This is a genomic window from Pseudomonas sp. MPFS (assembly GCF_022537035.1).
Classification (GTDB): domain Bacteria; phylum Pseudomonadota; class Gammaproteobacteria; order Pseudomonadales; family Pseudomonadaceae; genus Aquipseudomonas; species Aquipseudomonas sessilinigenes.
Window position 1 is genome coordinate 5,444,782 of the sequence record NZ_CP066123.1, and the last position, 21,425, is coordinate 5,466,206.

A 21,425-nucleotide genomic window follows, 5' to 3' on the forward strand; every position below is an offset into this window, starting at 1 on the left:
TACATCCACTGCCCTTTGTAGGACTGTTTGTTAATGGCCAACCCGTGGCTAATGAGCATGATTACCCTAGCCCGTTAGATCGTAACACACAGTTGGTCATAATCAACGCTGTAGCAGGAGGTTGATATGCAATGCGACATTAAAACTGATAAATCCCGTTATTCTCGTCAAACAATATTGAGCGAAGTTGGTACAGAAGGTCAAAATCTTCTTAGAAATAGTAAGGTTCTAGTAATTGGTGCAGGAGGTCTAGGCTGCCCAGTGCTTCTATACTTGGCGGGGGCTGGCGTTGGAACAATCGGTATTATTGATAATGACATAGTCGATGTGAGTAACTTGCATAGACAAATCATCTACACGACCGATGATGTTGGTGATCTTAAGGTTCTGGCGGCTCAGCGTCGTATCAAACAATTGAATCCTGAAATTTCTGTCCGGACAGTTTCCACATTGCTGAATACGGACAACGCTCTATCAACATTATCGGAGTACGATATAATCGTCGACGCAACTGATAATTTTGATGCTAAATATCTTATCAGTGATGCCTGTGTTGAGTGCAAAAAACCAATGGTCTATGCCTCGATCAGTCAGTTTGAAGGTCAAGTATCGGTATTCAACTACTACGACCGACACACCCAACAGTGGGGGCCATGTTTCCGAGATCTATTTGAAACACCACCTCCACCGCACTTAACACAAAACTGCTCAGAGGCTGGTGTTCTAGGTGTCATACCTGGTTTACTCGGTTGTTTTCAAGCCAACGAAGTACTTAAGTTGATACTATGCATTGGGGCCCCCTTGAGTGGTAAATTATTGTCTATTGACTGCTTAGGCAACGTATCTCACCTGCTAAGTGTTAATAAGAAACCTAGAGCCCAACATCTTACAAAAAATCTTGGCCTAACAAATGCTCCAACTTTGAAAGACAGCGAATTATTGTCTGCTGATAAATTACATGAATGGATATTAAACAAGGATTCAATTCAACTTATCGATGTTCGTGACGTTAGCGAACATCAACAAGGCTCATTGGGCGGCAGCCTAATCCCGCTTCAAGAAATTATTAATCGTTTGGAAGAACTCGATACCACACGGCGCATTGTTTTTTATTGCAAGTCTGGCGCTAGAAGTAAAGCTGCACTACTAACAGTTCGTAATGCAGGTAAAAAGGCGGAGCTTTATAGTCTTGAGGGTGGCATAGAGCGATATCTGACTATGCATCCAGAGGATCGCATCCACCTTAGTTAATTTAGAATACCTGATTACATATTAATCACACCACAATCAAAGGTGCATTAATGAGTGCAAGTTTCTCGGGCATTAGCTGGGGTTTTCTTACTATCGATCGACGTTTACTGAAAGTACAACTCAGCTTTTTACTGATGGTGCTTGGGGGCAGGTGTAATCAGCTGGCGGTAGCGTGGTGGGCTCTACAAGAAACTGGCTCTGCACTTTATTTTGCTAATATGATTGCTTGTGCTATCACGGTAGAGGTATTGGCCAAACCACTCCTCGGTTGGCTAGGGGATAAGTACAACAAAATTACAATCATAAAAACCGCTTCATGGATCAGCTTACTGACTACTCTATTGATGGTACTGTTGTCGCTCATAGGGGAGTTCAATCCTTGGATGGTTGGTGTGCTGATGCTGATCAGCAGCGCGATTGTTGGAATACGCGACCCTCTTCAATCGTCGATTATTCCTTTGTTTGCAAATGATGATCAGGTATCTCTAGCTTTTCGTAGCAAAAGTGTGATGTCGTCATTTTCTATTTTGTTAGGACCCGTGCTCGCCAGTGGGCTGATCTATGGAGTCGGCGTCACGTTTGCTTTTGTCGCAGATTTTTTTGCAGTTCTTATTGCGGGAATATTGATTGCAACTATCCCGAGTCACATAGGCGCCTCTGTTCAGGACGAAAGAAGTCAAGGCAGCGGAGGTATCAGTATGATCTATGAAGGATTCAAAGTGGTTTATGGTGTAAAGGTTGAGTTTTACCTCGCCGTTATTGCAATGATGATAAACTTTGCCCTTTTCCCGTTCTTCACTATCCTTATTCCGCTATACGTTAAGAATGTCATGCAGTTCCCGGTGACTTACATTGGTCTCTTCGACTCTTGCTTCGGACTAGGTATTTTGGCGGGAAGTTACAAAATAATAAGCTGGATGTCTGACAAAATTCCACGTGACTTATGTGTATCTTCTGGCTTTGCTTTACTAGGGTGTAACCTATTGGTAGCTGGCAGTGTTTCATCTCCACTAATTGTATCTATTGCATTTTTTTGGGGAGGTGTAGGGCTAATGCTAATAAATATCCCAACGTCTGCCGTCAGGCTGCTTGCAACTCCCAAAAACTATCGTAATCGTATATTTGCCACAGTCTCCTTTTTGTCTGCGGCAGCTAGCCCAGTGGGAAGTTTCGCCATGAACACTCTAATCGAAAATTTTGGAGTGACACTAACAATTACACTACTGGGCGGAATGGTTTTATTATTGTCCCTACTGGTTTTCTTGATACCCGATTTCAGAATTTTCATGCGATCCCAAGACACACAGCTTACTGACGCCTACCTAGAAAAATACCCCACAGCCTTTTCGAAATAATCTGCCTTAGCGTTTCTCGATTTTAAAAATGGAGTTTTATTTAGTTATGCAGAGCGCAAAAGAACGATTTGAGCCTGTTCAATCTGAACAAATTTTCTGCGGTCAATATTATGACGAAATGGGATGTGTCGGATTCTTAGGGGACTCGTCCAAGACTAAAATATCGGTTCTAATGCTTGGGCTTTCGGACGGAGTGGCACTTGCCCCGATCGCTGCCAGCACAAGAGTCGCCAGCTTGACGGTCGTTGATACTGATAAGACCGCATACGACCGTAGTCTCGATAACCGAAATCAAATTTCAGACCACATTGATTTTTACAGCGTTGTGGCTGACGCCGCGAATTTTTTGGAGATAACTCCTGATCGGTATGACGTAATCATTGTCGACCTTTATACCCAGAGCGCATATGCCTCTGTTACATTTGAATACGGATTCCACCAACTACTAAAGAGTCGCCTAAGCCCCCGTGGCCACGTAGTATTCAATGGTTTTGGTGTTCCTATGAATCTTGACCCTTTCAACGGACCTACACCTCAGGCTTGGCTTGCCCATCATCTACAAAAAAGCTGGGGAGATATTCATCATTTATCTCACCGTCGCAATGCGACGTTCATTATTGGTCCACCCATAGCATTTACCCATGGTGCGCCCTCTGTCAGAGAGTCTTTATGTGCCAGTGATCAGCTCTTCATGGATATCATGAACCTTCGTCTACGCTACCTGACACCTACGATTAATTCCTATACATTCCTTAGTTCTCCTGCGTTGGATTTCGCTGGAATTGATCTCGAGGCCAGAAGGCGCTGGAAGAACTCATTGCCGATTTTGTCCAAATTTCTTCCTAATTCGTTGAGTTTGAGCGACACCACAGATCTTCTTGTATTACTGGACAACCCGAATGCTTGCCAAGCACTGCAAGAGCGATTAGTTAAGGAAAAATCTTCTCTTCGCCACACACTAGCGTTATTGGTTGCAGGTGAAGTTAACTTTTCAGACAGGGACATTTCATGGCTACCCGACTGGGTCATCTCAACAATAGAGAATAGTTCCGACATTCACCCGCGAGATTGGCTAGATGGACTATTTCCTTACGCATATGGTGCTATTACCCATAGATCTCGAGGAGATCTGACCAAACTAGATGGATTCCGCCGAGCATTAACTCGATTATCATCAAAGGTTGATGGCATGTCATTCGCACAGGAAGTAATGGCTTGATAGCACTATTGGAAGAGTGGCAAGCTGCAGGAGTAAACCATGCGGCGCTCGGCATTCAATTTTCACAGCGACCTGCCGCTGAAGTGATTCAGGAAATAGCCGAAGATGCCCTACCGCCCTTTTCATCACTTCAAGGCCCGCCGCCTATTGCGCTAGATTGGTAGAGTTCAAGGCTAAGAGGTGTAATACGTCAGTATGACTTGATGGCCGTAATCGACACCAAAAAATCCCAACGTCTTGGTTATCCATTTTCTACTGCACTCAGTTTTGAGTCGACCCAGGCTGTACCTATCTATTAATGACTAGGTATAGCCCGTATGTTCAAAGTCATACTCCTTATCATCTTCGGTTCACTTGCACTTGGGGACGCTCAAGCTGAAGCCTGGGCAGTCACCGACTCCGCTCATCCACTGGTAGTTCCTGCAGGCGTTCAGGTTCGCGTCATTCTGCTGGATGACCAGGAGCGCCTAGAAAACCAGCTATCACGTAACCTTCCCCCCAATCCCCAGCAGGCCACAATCGCTGCTCAACGAATGATGAAGAGCGCAGAGGGCATCCGCCTAATCGGGGAGTTGGCCAAGGCGCAGCAGGGGCTGACTGATGCCTGGAGTGCCGGCATTGAGAAGATCCCGGCTGTAGTAGTCGACCGAAAGTACGTTGTCTACGGCCAACCTGACGTTGCAGTTGCCTTGAAAGCGATCGAGCGATCGAGGAGGCAGCAATGAGATCTCGCACGTGGGCATTTGCGCTGACTGCGCTCACTTCATTTCCAGCATCAGCCGCGATCAACACGGCGGCAATCGTGGCGTCTACTACCTCCCCGACCTGCCTGGATTATCGGGTTGTTGGGATCTGCTACTGGCTGCTGTGTACGCCCTTTGGTTGCAAGGTCAAGACCTCGGTCAAGGTCCGTCACTACGTGCCCGACGCCGTTGTGTCGGCCTACGCCAATACCGGCGAAAACCCATGGGTGGAAGTCAGCCCGATGGGTATGCCGAATCCCACAGCGCAAGCCGGGAACAACGGAACAACGAACCACAACGCCGAAAACAACATCTCGAAGTTCAAAAACGCTGACGTAATCGGGCACCCAGGTGGGGCTGTTTTCAGCAAGTTTGCCGCCGCTTCGGGCTACGCATGCCCAGGTGCCACCCTCCCCTTCGTTCCTTACATGCTCAGTACCCTCGACACCCTTGCATGGCGCCATGGGCTCCCCGAGGTCGTCTATCCAGAGGCCCTGATACCTGGTCTGAGGGAGGTTGGCGGCCTCCTGTCCGCGAACATGTGGGGAAGCATCTACCCGCGCAGCGGATTCATTCACCAGAGTGACGACTTCAAAGCAGCAGCGGTGATCGCTCAACGTGCCGGCGATATCACAACACGTGTGGGTCAACCGCACGTCTACGTGCCAATGCGGACATTCCCAATGCCTGGCTACTGGCCTGCCGGCGAACTCCTCGAGGACGACTACTCGACCGGAAAGTGGCAGCAGCTCACGCCGTCCCTGAGCCTTACCTGCGCAACATTTCCTACCACCGGGTGGGGAATAGGCACAGATATGGAAGCGGCCAATGGCGCTTATGCCTGGGCTCTCTGGCGCCCCTACTCGTGCTGCCAACGGCGCGGGCAAATTTTCCTCGGCAGCACCGACTTTCAATAACTCAGCGACGGACGTGAAGAATGAAGAAGATGACCCAAGCTATCGGATTAGCCATCAGCTTGAGCGGTACCGTGGCTTTTGCGGCTGACCCAATCAAGGTTGAGTCTCAGGGCAGCGTGATTGGCGACGACGTGCTGTACAGCATCGGCGGGGGCAGTGCTGTGAGCATGGGTAGCGCCGGGCAGATGGAAAGCATCACCGTCGGAGCTGGATGGCAGAACAACCTGATCTGCGGAAACATGGACTTGAGCCATACCCTGGAGAACCAGCTAAACGGCGCCACGCAGGGCTTTCAAAACATCATGAGCAATGTCATCCAGAGTGCTACAGGCGCGGTGATGTCGCTGCCGGCATTGATTCTGCAAAGAGCAAACCCCGCACTGTACAACCTGCTGACTAACGGCATCCTGCAGGCGCGCCTCGACTACGATCGATCGAAGGGCACCTGCAGGGCAATGGCCGAACGCATGGCCGACATCGCCGGCGGCCAGGCTGGATGGGGGAAGGTCGCAGAAGGACAAAAAATGGGACAGGCCTTGTCCTCGGGGAATGACGCTGTTGCCGTCGTTGACAAAGTTGAAAACGGCCCAGGTAACTCCGGGGTTACATGGGTAGGAGGTGAACAAGCAGGCGGCTCAGGACAAAAACCCATCAAGGTTGTGAGCGACGTCGTCAAAGCCGGCTACAACCTACTCAATGGCCGCTCAGCTACTGAGACCTCCCGCGTTCAACAATCGAACTGCTCGAACGGCCTGGTGTGCGGTTACTGGGAGTCTCCTACCGAAGCCGCGCAGTTTGCGAACCGGGTCCTGGGCGAGCAAGAAATCAAAACCTGCGAAGGCTGCTCCAGTGCCTCAACACCCGGCGTGGGGCTCACGCCACTGATCCAGGAAACATATGATAAAAAACTGACAGCCATCCAGGATCTGCTGAAACCTGGAACACACATCACTTCAGAAAAACTGAGAGAGGCCAGTAGCGACTCTCTGCCAATTACCCGCGGTGTGATCAACGCACTGCGGGATGAGCGCGATCAAGCAGTGCTGGCACAGCGTTTGGCATCCGAAGTAGCGCTCTCAGACATTCTCGGCAAAGCGCTGATGTTGAATCGCATGCTGATCACTGGATCTCGAGAATCGAACGTCGCCGCGAACAATCTGGCCGTGGAACAGACAACCACCCAATCCGAGGTTCTGCAAAAAGAAATCGAAAACCTCAAGTTTGAGCTGGATCTTCGGCGCGACCTGGCGAACAACTCACCGATGGCGATCATTGAACGCGGTAAGACTCGCGCTGAGAACTCCCGGACGATCTACCAAGCTGCTCCCGAAAGCGATCGCCTGCAACAACTGCAGAAACCTGCAGGCAGGGAGTAACTCATGAGCCTGCCAGAGGACCTCGAGAAGAAACCCACGGTACTAAGGCGCCTGGCGGGAGGCCTGGCTCTGTGTGTGTTTTTAATGATTGTGTGCGTTGTGATCAGCCTGATTGCACTCAACAATCTCGGTGCCATGGAGACCTGGTCGACATGGCGAAGCAATAACTACCTCACGATGCTGCTGTGGAGGCTGCTCCTTTACAGCCTCATCGTCGTCGCCTGGCTGCGTTTGAAGCGAGAGCTACCCCCACCATCTGCACAAGCCCAAAAGCGCTTCATACGTGTCGAAGGGCTCGTTCTGATGTTGTTCCTGGTGCTTGAGATCAGTAAGGCGCCGATCCCCTGGGAGGATGTTCTATGACCCTCTACACGAACGACTACCTGGAATTTTACCTGACACTGGTCGGCTGGCTGATCAACAACGGCATCTGGGACATGATCTCTGACACCGGCCTGTTCGCTCTCCCCTTCTTGATCATCGTCGTGAGGGAATGGATCAAGGTTCGCCAGGAAGGTGCAGATGAAGGCAACAAGGGCGTCTTGTCGCTGGCCAGGATTGAGACCCAGCTATACATCGGTTACGTGGTTGTTTCTCTGTGCGCGATCCCCGTGATGAGTGTGGGCTTCGATACCCTCCAGTTCGACCAGACCAGGGCTAAGCAATGCCAGGTACTGCTGCCGGCCCCAGGGGATACGGGATGGAATACCACATTCAGTTCGCTGACCGGCAAGAGCGCAAGAATCCCGATCTGGTGGGCTGTGATGCACTCGCTGAGCAAGGGCCTGAATAGCGGAGCGGTAGCGGCGATCCCCTGCGGTACCGACCTTAGGCAGATGCGGATGGACGTCGACGCAATCCGGATTGATAACCCCTTGCTTGCTCAAGAGGTGGCTGACTTCACACACGACTGCTTCGGCCCTTCCCGGGCGCGCCTCTTCATGCGTCAGCCGGAACTCGGGTCTATCACAAAGGACCCAAAAACCCTGCAGGACCTCAACTGGATCGGTTCACGCTTCCTGCTGAACACATCTGGCTATTACGACACGGACTACTCCAAGACTCCTCGCACAGCATGGCCATACGACGCTAAACGAGACGATGGGCTGCCCCAGGTCACCGGAGGTGGAGGTTATCCGACATGCAAGCAATGGTGGTCGGACGGCAGCATTGGTCTACGAGATCGCCTGCAGGCGCAGGTCGATCCCACCCTGATGAACAAGTTTCTTGGCTGGGCGAAATGGCTGTCTAAGGACGAAGTCACGGACTCAATGATTCGACAGGTCGTCTCACCGTCCAGCCAGGTCAATGGAGACGTGTACTCCGACTATGGTGGCCAGATCGGCGGGACAATGTGGAACGGGCTAGCTCGCGCCGGCGGAACACTCGGAGTTGGAGTGGGCTCACTGGCGTACTTTCCGGGGATGGATATCGTTCGTCAGGCACTGCCGATGGTGATGGCCTTCCTCAAGATGGCAATGGTGATCTGCCTGCCCCTGGTACTGATCATTGGTGCCTACCAGCTGAATGTTGCGATGACCATGTCAGTAGTGTTCTTCGCACTGATCTTTGTCGACTTTTGGTTCCAACTGGCGCGTTGGGTAGACAGCACCATCATTGACGTACTTTACGGCTCAGGCTCACCGCATCTTTCGTTTGACCCGGTGATGGGGCTCAACACAACCACTCAGGATGCAATCCTTAACTTCGTCATGGGGGCCATGTTCATCATCTTGCCGATGTTCTGGATAGCTACTCTTGGGTGGGCCGGAGTACAGGCGGGTTCGGCTCTGAATGGGCTAACCAGAGGAACAGATGCAGTTGGTCAGGCAGGGAGTCAAGGAGGAGGTATAGCTAAAAGCGCTGTAACTTCAGCAAGCAGTCAATGATAAACGCGGCAGGAGCTTGTATCACGGAATGTAGCGAGCTCCTTAATGCTGATCTCGATCGAAACCATCGCGCCGCTCTCCCCACATATTGAGAGGAGCCCCCATAACGCCATCACGACCGTAGGGAGCTCCTTTGTCTTTGACAAAAAGATCCACTTTATTGGTGCCAGCCTTCGAAAAAGCGAAAAGACCGAAACCCAGAGGGATCATCATCAAAAGAGCAGAAAGGATCCAACTGAATGAGTTGACCAGGACGGCGCCAAAGACCACAAGAACGATTGCTCGCTTGATCCAACGGACCATTGGGTTGCGATCATGCAGACAGAATCGTGCCGCAGTCCCCAGTGCGCTACCGAGGCGATGAGCAAAGGTTGTAGTGGCTGCAGCTGTCATGATTTGTGTATCGAGTCCGTAAGAACACCATATTTTGAGGTATACGACACCTTTGGTGTTTTAGCAAGGGATATGGCGTAAAATGCCATGCCACCCGTCACGCAGGACACCCTCATGGCCACACACAACATCATAGTCCCCAACCCCATGGAACAGTCCATAGACCAGTTGGTAAAGGATGGTCGCTACCAGAACTTCAGCGAGGTCGTGCGCGCCGGCCTTCGAATGCTGCTCGAGCATGAAGCATCGGAGTCCGCCAGGCTCGAAGGCCTACGTAACGCGACATCGATCGGCATCATGGAGCTTGAGTCTGGACAGTTTGATGCTGTAGCTGTTGAGGATCTGGAGGCTTACTTCGAGAACCTGGGCCAGCTGGCAAGCGAAAAAGAATGAGCCAGCTCCAGGTACACATTTCGAAGCAGGCCCGAACTGACGTCATCGACATCCTACGGTACACAGAAGTGAGGTTTGGCGAGGGTGCCCGTCGTCGGTACCAGAGTCTCCTGCAAAACACTTTTCGATCCATTGGAGAGGAGCCTGAGAGGTTGGGCAGCGTCACTCACGAGGAGATCTCGCCAGGCCTGCGAAGCCTGCACCTGTTCTTCTGCAGATTGGATAACACTGAAGGCCGAGTTGTAAGGCCCAGACACATCGTGTTTTATCGATGCAATGAGGATCAGGTCGTTGAGGTCGTGCGAGTCCTGCATGACGCAATAGAGCCCACACGACGTCTGAAATAAACAAACAAGTTCGGTAGAATTAAGCCTGATTGGGCGCTAGCGCTGTGCATAAACTGTTATTGATATAAGAGCAGCCCAACCAACCATTGCTAAGCGAGAGTCAATGCGCATGAGTATCCGCTTGAAACTCAGCATTGAAATCAAAGTTTTTCAGCCGTTCCAGCAAATCCTGAAATGCCTCTTCACCAGCTATTATGCGGGCAAACACAGCGCATTGGCATAGTAGAGAATCTAGCAATAACCGCCTATCTGCTTCAGACTCAAATCGGTTAACGCCACTGAGAATCAACTCATAAGCCGTTTCAGCGTAGATACTTGGCTTGGTCTGACTATCGAAATGCTCCATACCGCTTCCTCCTCCCTGAGTGGCTCTTCTACGCCGTCATCAGAGAATTGGATGGCGGCGACCCGTAGGGGTGAGAAACCGGCTGATACCAGACCGGCCAGACGCGAACGCCTGCCCTACGGATCGCCATAACGCGACCCGCTGGTATCAATTCGGGTTCTCACACCCGGCGCCGATATGCGGCGCCCGGTAAGGATTACACATGAGCGTTCGTCGCCGCAACCAGAAATGCGGTAACCGATCTAGACAACTGCTGTTATGTCGATGGAAATAATTACGATCACTTTCTACACATGCACGATAGATAAACTGCTTAAATTAGGCCGTAGCGAAGGGTTATCCCGCCAAATGAGCTTGAAAACTCATATATTGGAAAACCAACAACACTCCCTGCAACTCAGCGTTTTAAATAACATTCTTCCCCATAAACCATAAAAGGAAATGGCCCAGAGCAAATGGATTTGAACAGCTAATGGAATGGATAAGAATGGTAAAAGCCTTACCTGAAAGGGCCGCTGATAGCGGAAAAATGGACTAAGCGTCTGGCTAACACACCTTCAATGCTGATGCGTAAGGTGTAGATTTTCACGGATTAGAGCTGACTTTCCTTTATCCAGGCATAGAGGCTTAGGGCTCAATAGCTTTACCTAAGAGATACCATCCAAATCAAAGTTATAGCCTTCCGATGCATGCCCTTCAATCAACACTAGCCTTCCTGTGACAACATTGACTTTGCAATGGAAGCTATTTCACAAGCATGATGATGGATGAAAAAGTGGCCACCACTAAGAAGATTTTTGCTAAAATGAGAGGTTGTATAATCCCTCCATGAATCGATTTCGCCTGAAAAATTTTCTTCCGTCCCCATTAGCACACACAGGGGAATATCAACTGACTCAAAGTTATAGCTACCTGCACGCTCCGCCACTTCAAAATCAGCCCTAATAACAGGCTCAAAAAAAGAGAACAACTCGGAATTATTTGTAATGCTATCAGGAAGGCCGCCAAGTTCAAGCAATACCTGCTTGAGCTCCTGGGTCTCGAGGAAAGCGGTGTTCTTATACTTAACTAATCTCGGCCCCGCATGCCCGGTAAAAATAAGAGCTGATGGCCTTCTTTCATAAATTTCTAGCATTCGCGCAACCCTCAGACCGAGAATGGCCCCCATACTATGTCCATATAAAATAAATGGGCTCCCACTGAGTCGAGATACAATTTGCTGAAAAATGTCTAGAGCAGCAACCTCAAAGCCTCGAATAAGCGGTTCAGCTATTCTCTTCCCTCTTCCTGGCAACTCTACTGCTACAACATCAAAGTCGGTCAACTCAGGCTTCATAAACTGATAGGAGTAGCAGCTTCCACCCGCAAAATGCAAAGTGAATATTTGTGGCTTCTTCACAAACATAGGATCTCAACCTTACCAAATAGGCCGTGCATCGCGCCGCAATGCACTGCTATTCAGAGTTATTTAGGAGTATGTACAGAGATACCCATAAAATCCAAATACCTTGAAAGAAGTGACTTATCGATTGGAGGCGTTTCTATTCCACTTCCTTTAAGAAACTCCGAAGTATTCTTCCTGTCAAAGTAGTAAGTCATTTCATAAGACTCGACGAGAGATTTACCTGGAGCGACCTCCTCGGTGAACAAACTTAACAAGCTATACAGGGGGCTATGTTCATTATCCCTCCATTGATTTAGCCATTCACGGTAATGTATAGGGCGGAGCTTTATCCCGAAATACTCTTTTATTTTCTCAAAAAACTCAGAAAGAGAGATGTCATGCACGGGTTCAGGAACGAGGTGAAAAAACTTACCAGGAGACTTTTTATTTTGAGAAATATGTACAATGGCCTTTGCTACAAAGTCCACAGTCACCAGTTGATCCTTAAGCCCCATGATCATGGGGTAGGTCCCGAGAGCCACACAGCATCGGACTAAACTTCCCCACCACTGGTTCATTTCTGTAGCACCGCTATCACTCTGACACATGACAAATCCTGGTCGAATGCCAATAACAGGTAGTCCTTTCTTTTTTGCCTCCTCTAAGATATTTTCCATTACCCACTTACTTCTTACATAATTGGTATCCCTACAAACCGCGGGTAGATTCTGATGAATATCATCATCTTCACACATCCATGTTTTACCTGTGATCAGATGCCCCCAACTAAAAACGGCTATCGTGGAGCACGCAACTAGATATTTCAACTTTGATGTCGTCGCAAATCGAATAATTTCCTGAATCCCATTTACGTTGTCCGCACTCATCTCGGCGTAAGGTTTAACATAGTTAACATTTCCGCCAATGTGATAGATAACTTGAATTTTTTTTGATGTATTTTCAAAGTCGGAATCCGACATACCCAGTTGTGGATGAGTAAAATCCCCCAGGATTGGAGCAATTCGGCTAGATTGCTCTTCTGGCCAAGAAATCCTATATTTATTCAAGGTGGATTTTATCCTATCAATAGCATGTTTGGTGCTTCCCGCCCTAACCAAGCAATATATTTTTGCCGATGTTTTTTCTAGCAACTCCAACAACAAATGCACTCCAACAAAACCAGTTACACCAGTTAGTAGTATATTTTCCGGACTGGCTAAAACATCAGAATCAATTTCTGTCGGGAATCCATAGTCTGCCGCAAGTTTAATGTCGCCAAGCAACACTCTTTTGGATTCATGCATTTTTTCTTCAAACGTGAGTGGGCGTTTTTTTTCGCGAAGTTTTATTTCTTGCGCCAACTGTTCAATACAGGGGTAGGTATAAAGATCAACCAGTGTCAGTTTGCTTCGTATCGACTCTGGCAGCGAGGTAAATGCACGAACAACCGCAACCGAGTTTCCTCCGATCTCAAGAACATTATCTTGAGCCTTAATGTCATCTGACTGTAAAACATGTTTCCATATCGCAATAAGCATCCCTTCAACATCATCTTCCGCTACATCATCTAACGAAAGCTCCTCTTCCTTCATCAAGGACTGAAGTGCTTTTCGATCGATTTTTCCACTGGCCGTCTGCGGAAAGTAGTCCAAGATAAAAATCTTGTCGGGAACCATGTAGGAGGGAAGAGTATTCTGGAGTGCCTTCCTGATTTCCAACTTTACTTTCACCTCATCCTTTGAATGGTGATCCGACAGCGTAACAAAAGCTGCCAATACGGGTTGCCCCAACTCCTTATTCACCACTACAACAGCAGACTCTCGGACATTCCTGATCCTATTGATTGAGTTTTCGATCTCACCAGACTCAATGCGAAAGCCTCGAACCTTGAGTTGCGTATCGTTCCTGCCTATGTATTCAATATTTCCATTTGGCAATAGTGTCACAATATCGCCAGTCCTATAGAGTCTCTTGCGTTCACTTTTTCCAGTTATTGAGTTAATTACTTCAATATATAGAAATTTTTCTTCCGTTAACTCTGGCCTATTCAAGTAGCCTTTGGCAAGTTGCGCACCACCAATGAAAAGCTCACCTGATGAGCCGGCAGGTGAAGGCTGGAATTTTTCATCTAGCACATAAAAATCAACACCTGAAAGAGGACTGCCGATATTTTTAACGCTTTGTCCTGCCACATATTTATGACAAGTAACAGCAACTGTTGTTTCAGTTGGACCATAAAGATTGTACATCTGAAGCCTACTAGCCCAATACAGGAACACGTTATCCGCACACGCCTCACCGCCTACGACAATACTTTTAAGCTCCCCTATTGGGTGACCAGTCGGAAAAGTAGCAAGAATGGTCGGAGTAATCATTGGGATGGTATCAATTTTATTCATCCTAATGTAATCCAATAACGCCTCACCCAACAACTTATTATTCGGGTAAAGATACAATGTCGCGCCCATTAGGAGTGGCATCCACGTATCGACAAATGAAGCATCAAATGTATAAGAGAGAATTTGTATCGCTGTGTTCTCTGATGAAAAATTGATCGCTGGCTGAATATTTTCGATAAAGCTCGCTATTGCACTATGCTGGACAGCTACTCCTTTCGGAATCCCAGTGCTTCCGGATGTATATATCACATACATTAAACTTGATGACGGTATCTCCTTCAGAAGATTACTGATTGTTTGTCTATCAATTAGAGCCTTTTCCCAATCACTGTCGGGAATAATCAATACCCCTCGAAAAGTGAAAAATTTATGCTCATATGCTTTTGATGTAATTACCAGTTCCGCTTGTGCATCCTCAAGTATAAAATCAAACCTTGCAGTGGGATAATCAGGATCAAGCGGCAGATAGACGGCGCCGACCTTCACTATCGCCATCATAAAAACAACTCGACTTATTGACTGCTCAACACACACCGCGACGATATCGCCAGCCTCGACGCCGCGTTCGATCAAGTGCCTTGCCAGCCGATTTATTTTCTCGTTTAGGAGGCCGTAAGTTATACTGTCCGAGCAGTGATATAATGCAATTTTGCTTGAGTGCAAATTAGCCTGCCTCTCAAACATATCGACAATAGTTAGGTTCCTTGAAGTTTCCATATAACACCTCTATCATTCCATTAACTTTATGAATACACTTCGATCGAACAAAATAAGCCGGAGTTAACGGTGCCCCCTTAAAAATCAAGTGCCAAATGAAGAGTATAAAACGTCTTATACGTCATGATTTGCACAACTCTTCTTAGCGACCAAAACGTAATATCCAACCATTAGAAAGTTTAACGAGACAATCTGTTCTTCATAAAGCTCTCAGTTAAGCCCCCACAGAAACTGCCATAAAAGGCATCTATGCAAGTAGGATTTTTTCGCTATTAAAAATTTTACATTCATTTCAAAAACCAGTGACTTTTCTTCCGCGTTGTTCTTAAGGAAGGTTCTAGGAATATAAAAAATACGCATCGCAGTGCCGTTTTTACCTGCCGCGACTAGCTACCACGAAAACCGAACCACCAGTCCTTTACCACCGGACATTTGCTATTTGTTAAACGTGAACAGCCAAACGGCATATGAATAGATCCCGCCTAAAGACGACAACTCGCCGGCGCCTATACCCGCGCGATCATTAGTTGTTCGAAGAACGGTGCCCGCAGGCCGTCCGTGCGCCCGGCGAAGTAGCGCTGCTCCAACTCGGCCGGAGCGACCAGTAGCGCCTCGGTAAACCCCAGCTCCAACAGCCAGTGCTGCAACTGCCCGGGGTCGAAGCGGCTGATCCAGGGTTCGCCGCGAGCGGCCGCCAGGCTGGAAAACACCTGCACCGCCTCCTGGTCCAGGCCATCGAGCCCCGGATCCTTGATGATGAAACTCATCACCAGGCCACTACCGACCGGGAGCGCCAGCACATCTTCCAGGGTGCGCTGGATCGCCGCCCGCTCCAGGTACTGGGTGACGCCGAGCCAGGACAGGAAGGTCGGCACTTGGGGATCGAAGCCGACGGTTTCCAAGCCCTGGCGCAGGGTCATTCGTTCGAAATCCATGGCACAGAAACTGAGGTTGCGCGGTATGCCGATGCGCGCCGCGTGCAGGTAATCGCGCTTGCATGCCTGGGAGGCAGGGTGGTCGACCTCGATCAGGCGTATGCCCCGGGCCCAGTCGGGCTGGCGATAGGCGAAAGTATCCAAGCCCGCCCCGAGCATCAGATACTGCCCTGCCCCAGCCGCTACTGCTCGATGCAGTTCGTCTTCGGCCAAGCGATTGCGCATGACGAACAACGCCCGGGCCAGGCACTGCACCGGCCCTTGGAAGTCGTCGGCCCGGGCCTGGATCTGCGCCGCACTGGAGCCCTCGACCAGGCCGACCACCACCGGGTCGTCGACCACCTTGGGGTGCTGGTCAAGTACCTGGTGGGCGGCACGGGCGATGGAGGTGTAGATCGCGGTCCAGCTGGCCGTTGCATTCTGCATGGCGGTTTCCTGTCGGTTGCATGAGAAATCCACCGGCCCCGGCAACGCCGCCTGGTCTGGCAGGTGCCGGGCCGGCTTGCCTTACTGGCTAGGCCAGTGCCTGGCGCACGTAGCGGGCAATGGCCTCCACGGTCGGGTGGTTCCAGATGAGCGTGGGCGGCAGGTCGATCCGGTAGCGCTGCTTCAGGCGAATCCGCAGTGCGACGCTGAGCAGCGAATCCATGCCCTTCTCCACCAGCGACCGCTGGGGGTTGATGTCCTCGGGGGCACAACGCAGTTCAGCCGCGATCAACGCCTGGATGTCTTGCGCCAGCCACTGCCCAAGCTGCTCGTCGGGCACCGCGCGCCAGGGATCGACTGACGTCACTTGCGCCGCCTCTTGCGCGGCGTCGCACAGCAGCCTGCTCAACACCGGCAGTGGCTGGCCGAGGTCCGCCGAGCGCTGCACGCGAAATACCGCCGCATAGGGTGCACCACAGTCCTGGGCCAACTGCCAGGACGACAGTGCCGTGGGGATACTCAGAGCCCCCAGGCCATTGGCCGCGCATTCGCGCAGGGTCGCGTCGATATTGCTGGACATCCCCAACTGCTCCCAGGCCATCCAGGCGATGCTCAGGGTCCGTTGACCGTCCTGCCCTGCCCGATACCTGGCGAAGCCATCCATGAAGGCATTCGCCGCGGCATAACCGGCCTGCCCCGAGGGGCGCGCCAGCTGCCCGCTGGAGGAGAACAGCACCAGGAAGTCCAGGCTCCCGGGAGGAAACGCCCGCTCCAGGGCCAGGGTCCCGGTGACCTTGGCCCGCAGCACCTGGGACAGGCTGGCGCGCTGCAGATGCTCGATCATGCCGCCCTTGAAGACGCCAGCGGCGTGCACCACGCCGCGTATCGCCGGCAAGCCCAGGGCCGACTCGGACAACGCCTCGGCCACCTTCGCCGTATCGGCGATGTCCAGCGCCAGGGGCAGCACCGTCACGCCCTGGCGCTCCAGCGCACGAATGCCGTCGATCACCAAGCGTTGTTGCGGATCCTGCAGCGCGGGCCAGGCGCTGCGTGCCGGCAAGCCTTGGCGGCCGATCAGCACCAGGCGCCGTGCACCCTGGTTCACCAGGTGCTGGGCGGCCTGCAGGCCCAGGGCGCCGAAGCCGCCGGTGATGGCGTAGGTGGCGTCCGGAACGCATTGCGGCTTGCCCTTGGGGCCTGGCGCGACTGCCTCCTGCAAGCGCAGGACCTGGCAGGCCTGGGTACCGATGGCCAGCACATCCTCGCTCTTGTGCCCCAGGGCGCCTCGTAGCAGGCCGAAGGTGCTGTCGCTGTTCAAGGCTGCCGGATCGATGTCGATCAAGCCTGCCCAGAGGCCTGGCTGTTCGCCGGCGACAATCCGCGCCACACCCCACAGCGGCGACTGGGCCAGGGCGGTCCGGTTGGCCATGGCCTTGACTCCGAAGGTCACGCAACCCAGGCGCAGGGATGGCTGCTCCAGGGCCAGGCGCTGGACCTGCTGCGTAGCTTGCAGCAGGCGCCAGGCATTGGCCTCGACCGCATCCGACAACGCCTCATCGTCTGCCGGTACGCTGCCGAGCACTAGCACCAGCGTCGGCTGTCCATTCAAGCGCAATTCGGCGCCGTCTCGTACCCGGGCATGCTCGATCCCGGCCCGGCGCAGCCCCAGGGACAAACGCTGCGCGGCATCGTCGTCCGATCCGAGGAGCACCAACTGCGGCAGCGGCTCGGTGGGGGGCTCGAAGCGACAGATCTCCCAATCTTCGACGAACACCGTCGCACTGCTGCCGTGGGCCAGTTCGTCCTGGCGGTCCACCGTCATGAACACCAGGCCTTCGATGCGCGCGGCCAGCTCTCCCCGCTCATCGAGCACCAGCAGGTCGATGGGCTGGCGCTCGCCAGTGCGCGGCGCCAGTTCGGCGAACAGGGTAAAGATCTCCGGTGGCGTGGGCCTCGCGCACAACGAGGCGATAGCCGCCGGCATGCGCAACAGATCGTCATCCGGCAACAACAGCGGCAGGCTGGTCAGCGCGGCATCCAGCACCACCGCCCAACTGTTGGCCTGGCTCGGGCCGAGCTGCGCCTGGATCGTCGCCATCAGCCGGCCCGGCCCGCGCCGCAACGAACGGATATGCCACCGGAAGCCGTAGTCGGCGATACCCCGGCGCCGGTACATCGGCTCGAGCTGCGGCCACTCCAGCGACTCGGGGCAGTCAACCTGCCAGGCCGCCACTTCGGGCGCCGGGCCTTGCAGCTCGGTGCTCCAGTCCAGGCTGGCGGTGGTATGGGTCAACCAGCCCATTTCGCGCTCCTGCTCGGATTGCACCGTTTCATCGTCAAGTCGGCTGCACAGGCGGATCTGCTGGCCCTGCCTGACGATCTGGATATCCCGTGTACCTTCCACCGCCACAGGCGTGCGCAACACCACGTCACGCAGGGTCGGCAGATGCCCGTCCCGCGTCCCGGCCTGCATGAAACTGTTCAGCAAGGCCGCCGCTGGCAAGATCTCCACGCCGCAGATCGGATGGCTGCCCGGATAGGGACGCAGTTCGAAATCCAGCCGCGTGCGCCAGATGTCACAGGGCGGCGCACTGCGCACCAGCTGGTGGCTGCCCAACAACGAATGCCGCAGCGGATCGTGGCCCTTGCCCAGGTTGGCCCGCACCGGCAAGGCCGTGGTCCAGTAGCGCTGGTGGTTCCAGCCCATGCTCGGCAGATCGAGCAAGGCTCCCGGAGCCGGCCATTGCAGGTCGGCGCCGTGGCAATACAGACGAGCGAGGCTAGCGAGCAGTTCCGGATACTCCGGCCGCCCCTCCCTGAGGCTCGGGCACACCATTACGTGTTCGCGCCCGCAAGCATCGGCGGTCTCCTTCAGGGCATGGGCGACGATGGGCTTGCTGGACACCTCAAGGTACAGCTCAAAGCCATCCTCCAGGGCTGCCGTCACCGCTTGCTCGAAAAGCACCGGGTTACGTGAGTTCGCGCACCAGAAGTCCGCATCCCGAGGCGCCAGGGCCCGGGGATCGCCCAAGGACGAGTTGTACATGGCCAGGCGCGGCGTCAGGCAGCGCAGTTCGCCAGCGGCTTGGCGGATATCCTCCAGGACCTGGTCGATGTGTGGACTGTGGAACGCCACATCGCTCGCCACGCGCCGCGGCACCAACCCCTCCTCGGCCCACTCACCGGCGAGCCGCTCGACCTCGCCGGCCGTACCGGAAATCACCGTGGACGAGGGGCTGGCGGCGATTGCCGCGACCACCTGTGCGCGCCCCTCCAGGCGCCTGGCGGCCTCGGCGAATGGCAGGTTGACCATGACCATAGCCCCTTGGCCGGACAGGCGTTGGTAAAGCGCCGCCCGGCGGCAGGCAAAACGCGCGGCCGATTGCTTGTCCAGGGCGCCGGCGACCACCGCCGCAGCGATCTCACCGGTGGAATAGCCGATCACTGCCCGGGGCTCGAGCCCCAGGCTGCGCCAAAGCGCCGCCAAGGCCAGCTGCAAGGCAAAGGTCGTGGCCTGGATACGCTCCACCGATTCGAACACCCCCTGCTCCAGCGCCTCGCGGGGCGTGTACCCCAGCTCAGCACTGAACACCTCGGCCAGACTGTCCAGTTCAGCGGCGAATACCGGCTGGCTAGCCAGCAGCTCCCGGCCCATGCCATGCCACTGCGCGCCATGTCCGGAGAACACCCAGACCGGCCCTCGCCCGGCCAGCACCGAGCCGCTGAAACAGCGCTCGCTATCGCTGCCAGCCGCCATCTGGCCCAAGGCCTCGAGCAACTCCGTGGAATTGCTCGCCAACAATGCGCCCCTGGCAGGCAAGTGCGCGCGTCGTTGCCCGAGGGTATGGGCGATATCTTCCAGCGCGGCCTCGGGGTGCTGTTGCACCCAATGGGCAAGGCGCGCGGCGCTGTGACGCAAGTTCTGCGGCGCCTGCCCGGACAGCGGGAACAGTCGCGTCCCGCAAGGCGGTTGGGCACCCGGCCGCGCCTGGGGTGTCACCGGCGCAGCCTCGATGATCGCGTGGGCGATGGTACCGCCCACGCCGAAACAAGAGACACCGGCCCGCCTGGGCGAACCGGTGTCCGGCCATGGTCTGAGGCTGGAAACCACCTCGATGCCCGAAGTGCTCCAGTCGACCTCGTCGGTCAGGTTCTCGTACAAGCTACGCGGCAGCTGCCCGTGGTTCAGCGCCAGCACAGCCTTGATCAAGCCGGCGATGCCGGCGCCCGCTTCCAGGTGGCCGATATTGGGCTTGACTGAGCCCACCAGGCATTTCTCGCCGCCGCTACGCGTGCTGCCGAACACCCGGGAAATCGCCGTCAGCTCGGCCTTGTCCCCCAGGCGGGTGCCGGTGCCATGGGCCTCCACGTACTGCACCGAGGCACAGGGAATACCGGCCTGGCGATAGACTTGGTGCAGCATCAGCTCCTGGGCTTCGCCATTGGGCGCCATCATCCCGGCGCTGTGACCGTCCTGGAACACCCCCGAACCCCGGACCAGGGCCAGTATCCGGTCCTGGTCACGCAATGCATCCTCCAGGCGCTTGAGGACCAGCACCCCCGCTCCTTCCCCGCGGCCATAACCGTCGGCAGCGCTATCGAAGGATTTGCAGCGACCATCGGCCGCCGTGGCGCCCGAGGCATCCAGCGCCAGACTCAAACCGGGGAATGTCATCAGGTTCACCGCCGCCACCAGGGCCAGCCCGGTACTGCCATCGCGCAGGCTCTGACAGGCCAGGTGCAGCGCCGTGAGCGAGCCGGCACAGGCGGTGTCGACCACCAGGCTGGGGCCGTGAAGGTCGAGGATGTAGGACACCCGGTTGGCGATGCCGAACAACATCCCGCCGTTGACCACCCAGGGCTCGATATGACTCAGGTCGGCCAGCATCCGGTGCCCGTAGTCGAACGAATTGGCGGCGGCGAATACCCCCGCCTCGCTGCCCTTGATCATCAATGGCGGGATGCCAGCGTGCTCGAGCGCCTCCCAGGCCAGTTCCAGGATCATCCGCTGCTGCGGGTCCAGGGACTGCGCCTCACGGGCAGAAATACCGAAGAATCCCGGATCGAAATGATCGATCCGCTCCATGAAGCATCCACGGCGCGTGGCCTTCTTCAGCGCCGCCGCCACTTCGGGACTGCTGTTCTCATAATCGGCCCAGCGGTCGCCGGGCAAGTCACCGACCGCACAGCGGCCTTGAACCAGAAAGTCCCAATAACTCTCCAGGCTGGAAAGTTGCGGTGCGAAGCGACAGCTCATTCCGACAATCGCGATGGGCTGCAGATTCATATCCTGATCGTTGTAACTAGCAAATTCCCTTTCGCCGTCCATACAACC

At 53.7% G+C, this 21,425-nt stretch carries 16 protein-coding genes and 1 pseudogene; 11 read left to right on the plus strand and 6 right to left on the minus strand.

The features are described from left to right. Positions 1-126: 126 nt before the first annotated feature. The 9 genes and pseudogenes from I9018_RS24965 (at position 127) to I9018_RS25000 (ending at position 8,750) form a co-directional block, all read left to right on the plus strand. Positions 127-1,251 carry a ThiF family adenylyltransferase gene (locus tag I9018_RS24965; protein WP_241107791.1) on the plus strand — a complete coding sequence of 375 codons (1,125 nt, stop codon included), beginning with the start codon at positions 127-129 and terminating at the stop codon, positions 1,249-1,251. Between the two features lie 50 nt (positions 1,252-1,301). Further along, entirely contained in the window at positions 1,302-2,606 is a 1,305-nt protein-coding gene (locus tag I9018_RS24970) for an MFS transporter (RefSeq protein ID WP_241107792.1), read from the plus strand. A 118-nt stretch (positions 2,607-2,724) separates the two neighbouring features. Then, positions 2,725-3,825, plus strand: a complete 1,101-nt coding sequence (locus tag I9018_RS24975) for a hypothetical protein (protein WP_346780113.1) — start codon at positions 2,725-2,727, stop codon at positions 3,823-3,825. After that, a pseudogene (locus tag I9018_RS32800) lies at positions 3,795-3,989 on the plus strand (LLM class flavin-dependent oxidoreductase); the annotation flags it as partial. The gene I9018_RS24975 and the pseudogene I9018_RS32800, both read left to right, overlap by 31 nt. 153 nt (positions 3,990-4,142) lie before the next feature. Further along, the gene (locus I9018_RS24980) at positions 4,143-4,550 is read left to right on the plus strand and encodes a TIGR03757 family integrating conjugative element protein (protein WP_241107794.1); all 408 of its coding nucleotides are present in this window, start codon (positions 4,143-4,145) and stop codon (positions 4,548-4,550) included. Then, positions 4,547-5,485, plus strand: coding sequence for a TIGR03756 family integrating conjugative element protein (locus tag I9018_RS24985; protein WP_241107795.1), 939 nt, complete (start codon positions 4,547-4,549; stop codon positions 5,483-5,485). The genes I9018_RS24980 and I9018_RS24985 overlap by 4 nt, the downstream gene beginning before the upstream one ends. A 20-nt stretch (positions 5,486-5,505) precedes the next feature. Beyond that, positions 5,506-6,861, plus strand: a complete 1,356-nt coding sequence (locus tag I9018_RS24990; protein WP_241107796.1) for an integrating conjugative element protein — start codon at positions 5,506-5,508, stop codon at positions 6,859-6,861. A 3-nt stretch (positions 6,862-6,864) separates the two neighbouring features. Continuing rightward, positions 6,865-7,224, plus strand: coding sequence for a hypothetical protein (locus tag I9018_RS24995; protein ID WP_241107797.1), 360 nt, complete (start codon positions 6,865-6,867; stop codon positions 7,222-7,224). Next, a complete protein-coding gene (locus I9018_RS25000) occupies positions 7,221-8,750 on the plus strand; it encodes a conjugal transfer protein TraG N-terminal domain-containing protein (protein ID WP_241107798.1) in 1,530 nt (509 codons plus the stop codon). Before I9018_RS24995 ends, I9018_RS25000 begins: the two co-directional genes overlap by 4 nt. 42 nt (positions 8,751-8,792) lie before the next feature. Here I9018_RS25000 and I9018_RS25005 read toward each other — a convergent pair whose 3' ends face one another. Next, entirely contained in the window at positions 8,793-9,143 is a 351-nt protein-coding gene (locus I9018_RS25005; protein ID WP_241107799.1) for a hypothetical protein, read from the minus strand. Between the two features lie 114 nt (positions 9,144-9,257). On the opposite strand from I9018_RS25005, the gene I9018_RS25010 reads away from it, so the two are divergent. Together I9018_RS25010 and I9018_RS25015 are read left to right on the plus strand one after the other, a co-directional pair. Continuing rightward, a complete protein-coding gene (locus I9018_RS25010; RefSeq protein WP_241107800.1) occupies positions 9,258-9,536 on the plus strand; it encodes a type II toxin-antitoxin system ParD family antitoxin in 279 nt (92 codons plus the stop codon). Continuing rightward, positions 9,533-9,883 (plus strand): type II toxin-antitoxin system RelE/ParE family toxin, encoded by a 351-nt coding sequence (locus I9018_RS25015; protein ID WP_241107801.1) that lies wholly within the window; start codon positions 9,533-9,535, stop codon positions 9,881-9,883. The genes I9018_RS25010 and I9018_RS25015 overlap by 4 nt, the downstream gene beginning before the upstream one ends. A gap of 100 nt (positions 9,884-9,983) precedes the next feature. Here I9018_RS25015 and I9018_RS25020 read toward each other — a convergent pair whose 3' ends face one another. The 5 genes from I9018_RS25020 to I9018_RS25040 form a co-directional block, all read right to left on the minus strand. Continuing rightward, positions 9,984-10,229: a hypothetical protein gene (locus I9018_RS25020; protein ID WP_241107802.1), complete on the minus strand. Its 246-nt coding sequence runs from the start codon at positions 10,227-10,229 to the stop codon at positions 9,984-9,986. Positions 10,230-10,935: 706 nt separating this feature from the next. Then, on the minus strand, positions 10,936-11,634 hold the full coding sequence (locus tag I9018_RS25025) for an alpha/beta fold hydrolase (RefSeq protein WP_241107803.1): 699 nt from the start codon (positions 11,632-11,634) through the stop codon (positions 10,936-10,938). A 59-nt stretch (positions 11,635-11,693) separates the two neighbouring features. Next, a complete protein-coding gene (locus tag I9018_RS25030; RefSeq protein ID WP_346780094.1) occupies positions 11,694-14,729 on the minus strand; it encodes an amino acid adenylation domain-containing protein in 3,036 nt (1,011 codons plus the stop codon). Positions 14,730-15,235: 506 nt separating this feature from the next. Next, positions 15,236-16,090 (minus strand): SAM-dependent methyltransferase, encoded by an 855-nt coding sequence (locus I9018_RS25035; RefSeq protein ID WP_241107804.1) that lies wholly within the window; start codon positions 16,088-16,090, stop codon positions 15,236-15,238. A gap of 88 nt (positions 16,091-16,178) precedes the next feature. After that, a complete protein-coding gene (locus I9018_RS25040) occupies positions 16,179-21,377 on the minus strand; it encodes a type I polyketide synthase (protein WP_241107805.1) in 5,199 nt (1,732 codons plus the stop codon). Positions 21,378-21,425 lie beyond the last annotated feature (48 nt).

Excerpts from the sequence above, each read along its gene's own strand:
- I9018_RS25035 (WP_241107804.1), bottom strand. The coding sequence starts at position 16,090 with ATGCAGAATGCAACGGCCAGCTGGACCGCGATCTACACCTCCATCGCC.
- I9018_RS25015 (WP_241107801.1), top strand. The coding sequence starts at position 9,533 with ATGAGCCAGCTCCAGGTACACATTTCGAAGCAGGCCCGAACTGACGTC.
- I9018_RS24990 (WP_241107796.1), top strand. The coding sequence starts at position 5,506 with ATGAAGAAGATGACCCAAGCTATCGGATTAGCCATCAGCTTGAGCGGT.
- I9018_RS25025 (WP_241107803.1), bottom strand. The coding sequence starts at position 11,634 with ATGTTTGTGAAGAAGCCACAAATATTCACTTTGCATTTTGCGGGTGGA.
- I9018_RS24995 (WP_241107797.1), top strand. The coding sequence starts at position 6,865 with ATGAGCCTGCCAGAGGACCTCGAGAAGAAACCCACGGTACTAAGGCGC.
- I9018_RS25020 (WP_241107802.1), bottom strand. The coding sequence starts at position 10,229 with ATGGAGCATTTCGATAGTCAGACCAAGCCAAGTATCTACGCTGAAACG.
- I9018_RS25005 (WP_241107799.1), bottom strand. The coding sequence starts at position 9,143 with ATGACAGCTGCAGCCACTACAACCTTTGCTCATCGCCTCGGTAGCGCA.
- I9018_RS25040 (WP_241107805.1), bottom strand. The coding sequence starts at position 21,377 with ATGAATCTGCAGCCCATCGCGATTGTCGGAATGAGCTGTCGCTTCGCA.
- I9018_RS25010 (WP_241107800.1), top strand. The coding sequence starts at position 9,258 with ATGGCCACACACAACATCATAGTCCCCAACCCCATGGAACAGTCCATA.
- I9018_RS25000 (WP_241107798.1), top strand. The coding sequence starts at position 7,221 with ATGACCCTCTACACGAACGACTACCTGGAATTTTACCTGACACTGGTC.
- I9018_RS24965 (WP_241107791.1), top strand. The coding sequence starts at position 127 with ATGCAATGCGACATTAAAACTGATAAATCCCGTTATTCTCGTCAAACA.
- I9018_RS24980 (WP_241107794.1), top strand. The coding sequence starts at position 4,143 with ATGTTCAAAGTCATACTCCTTATCATCTTCGGTTCACTTGCACTTGGG.
- I9018_RS24975 (WP_346780113.1), top strand. The coding sequence starts at position 2,725 with ATGGGATGTGTCGGATTCTTAGGGGACTCGTCCAAGACTAAAATATCG.
- I9018_RS24985 (WP_241107795.1), top strand. The coding sequence starts at position 4,547 with ATGAGATCTCGCACGTGGGCATTTGCGCTGACTGCGCTCACTTCATTT.
- I9018_RS25030 (WP_346780094.1), bottom strand. The coding sequence starts at position 14,729 with ATGGAAACTTCAAGGAACCTAACTATTGTCGATATGTTTGAGAGGCAG.
- I9018_RS24970 (WP_241107792.1), top strand. The coding sequence starts at position 1,302 with ATGAGTGCAAGTTTCTCGGGCATTAGCTGGGGTTTTCTTACTATCGAT.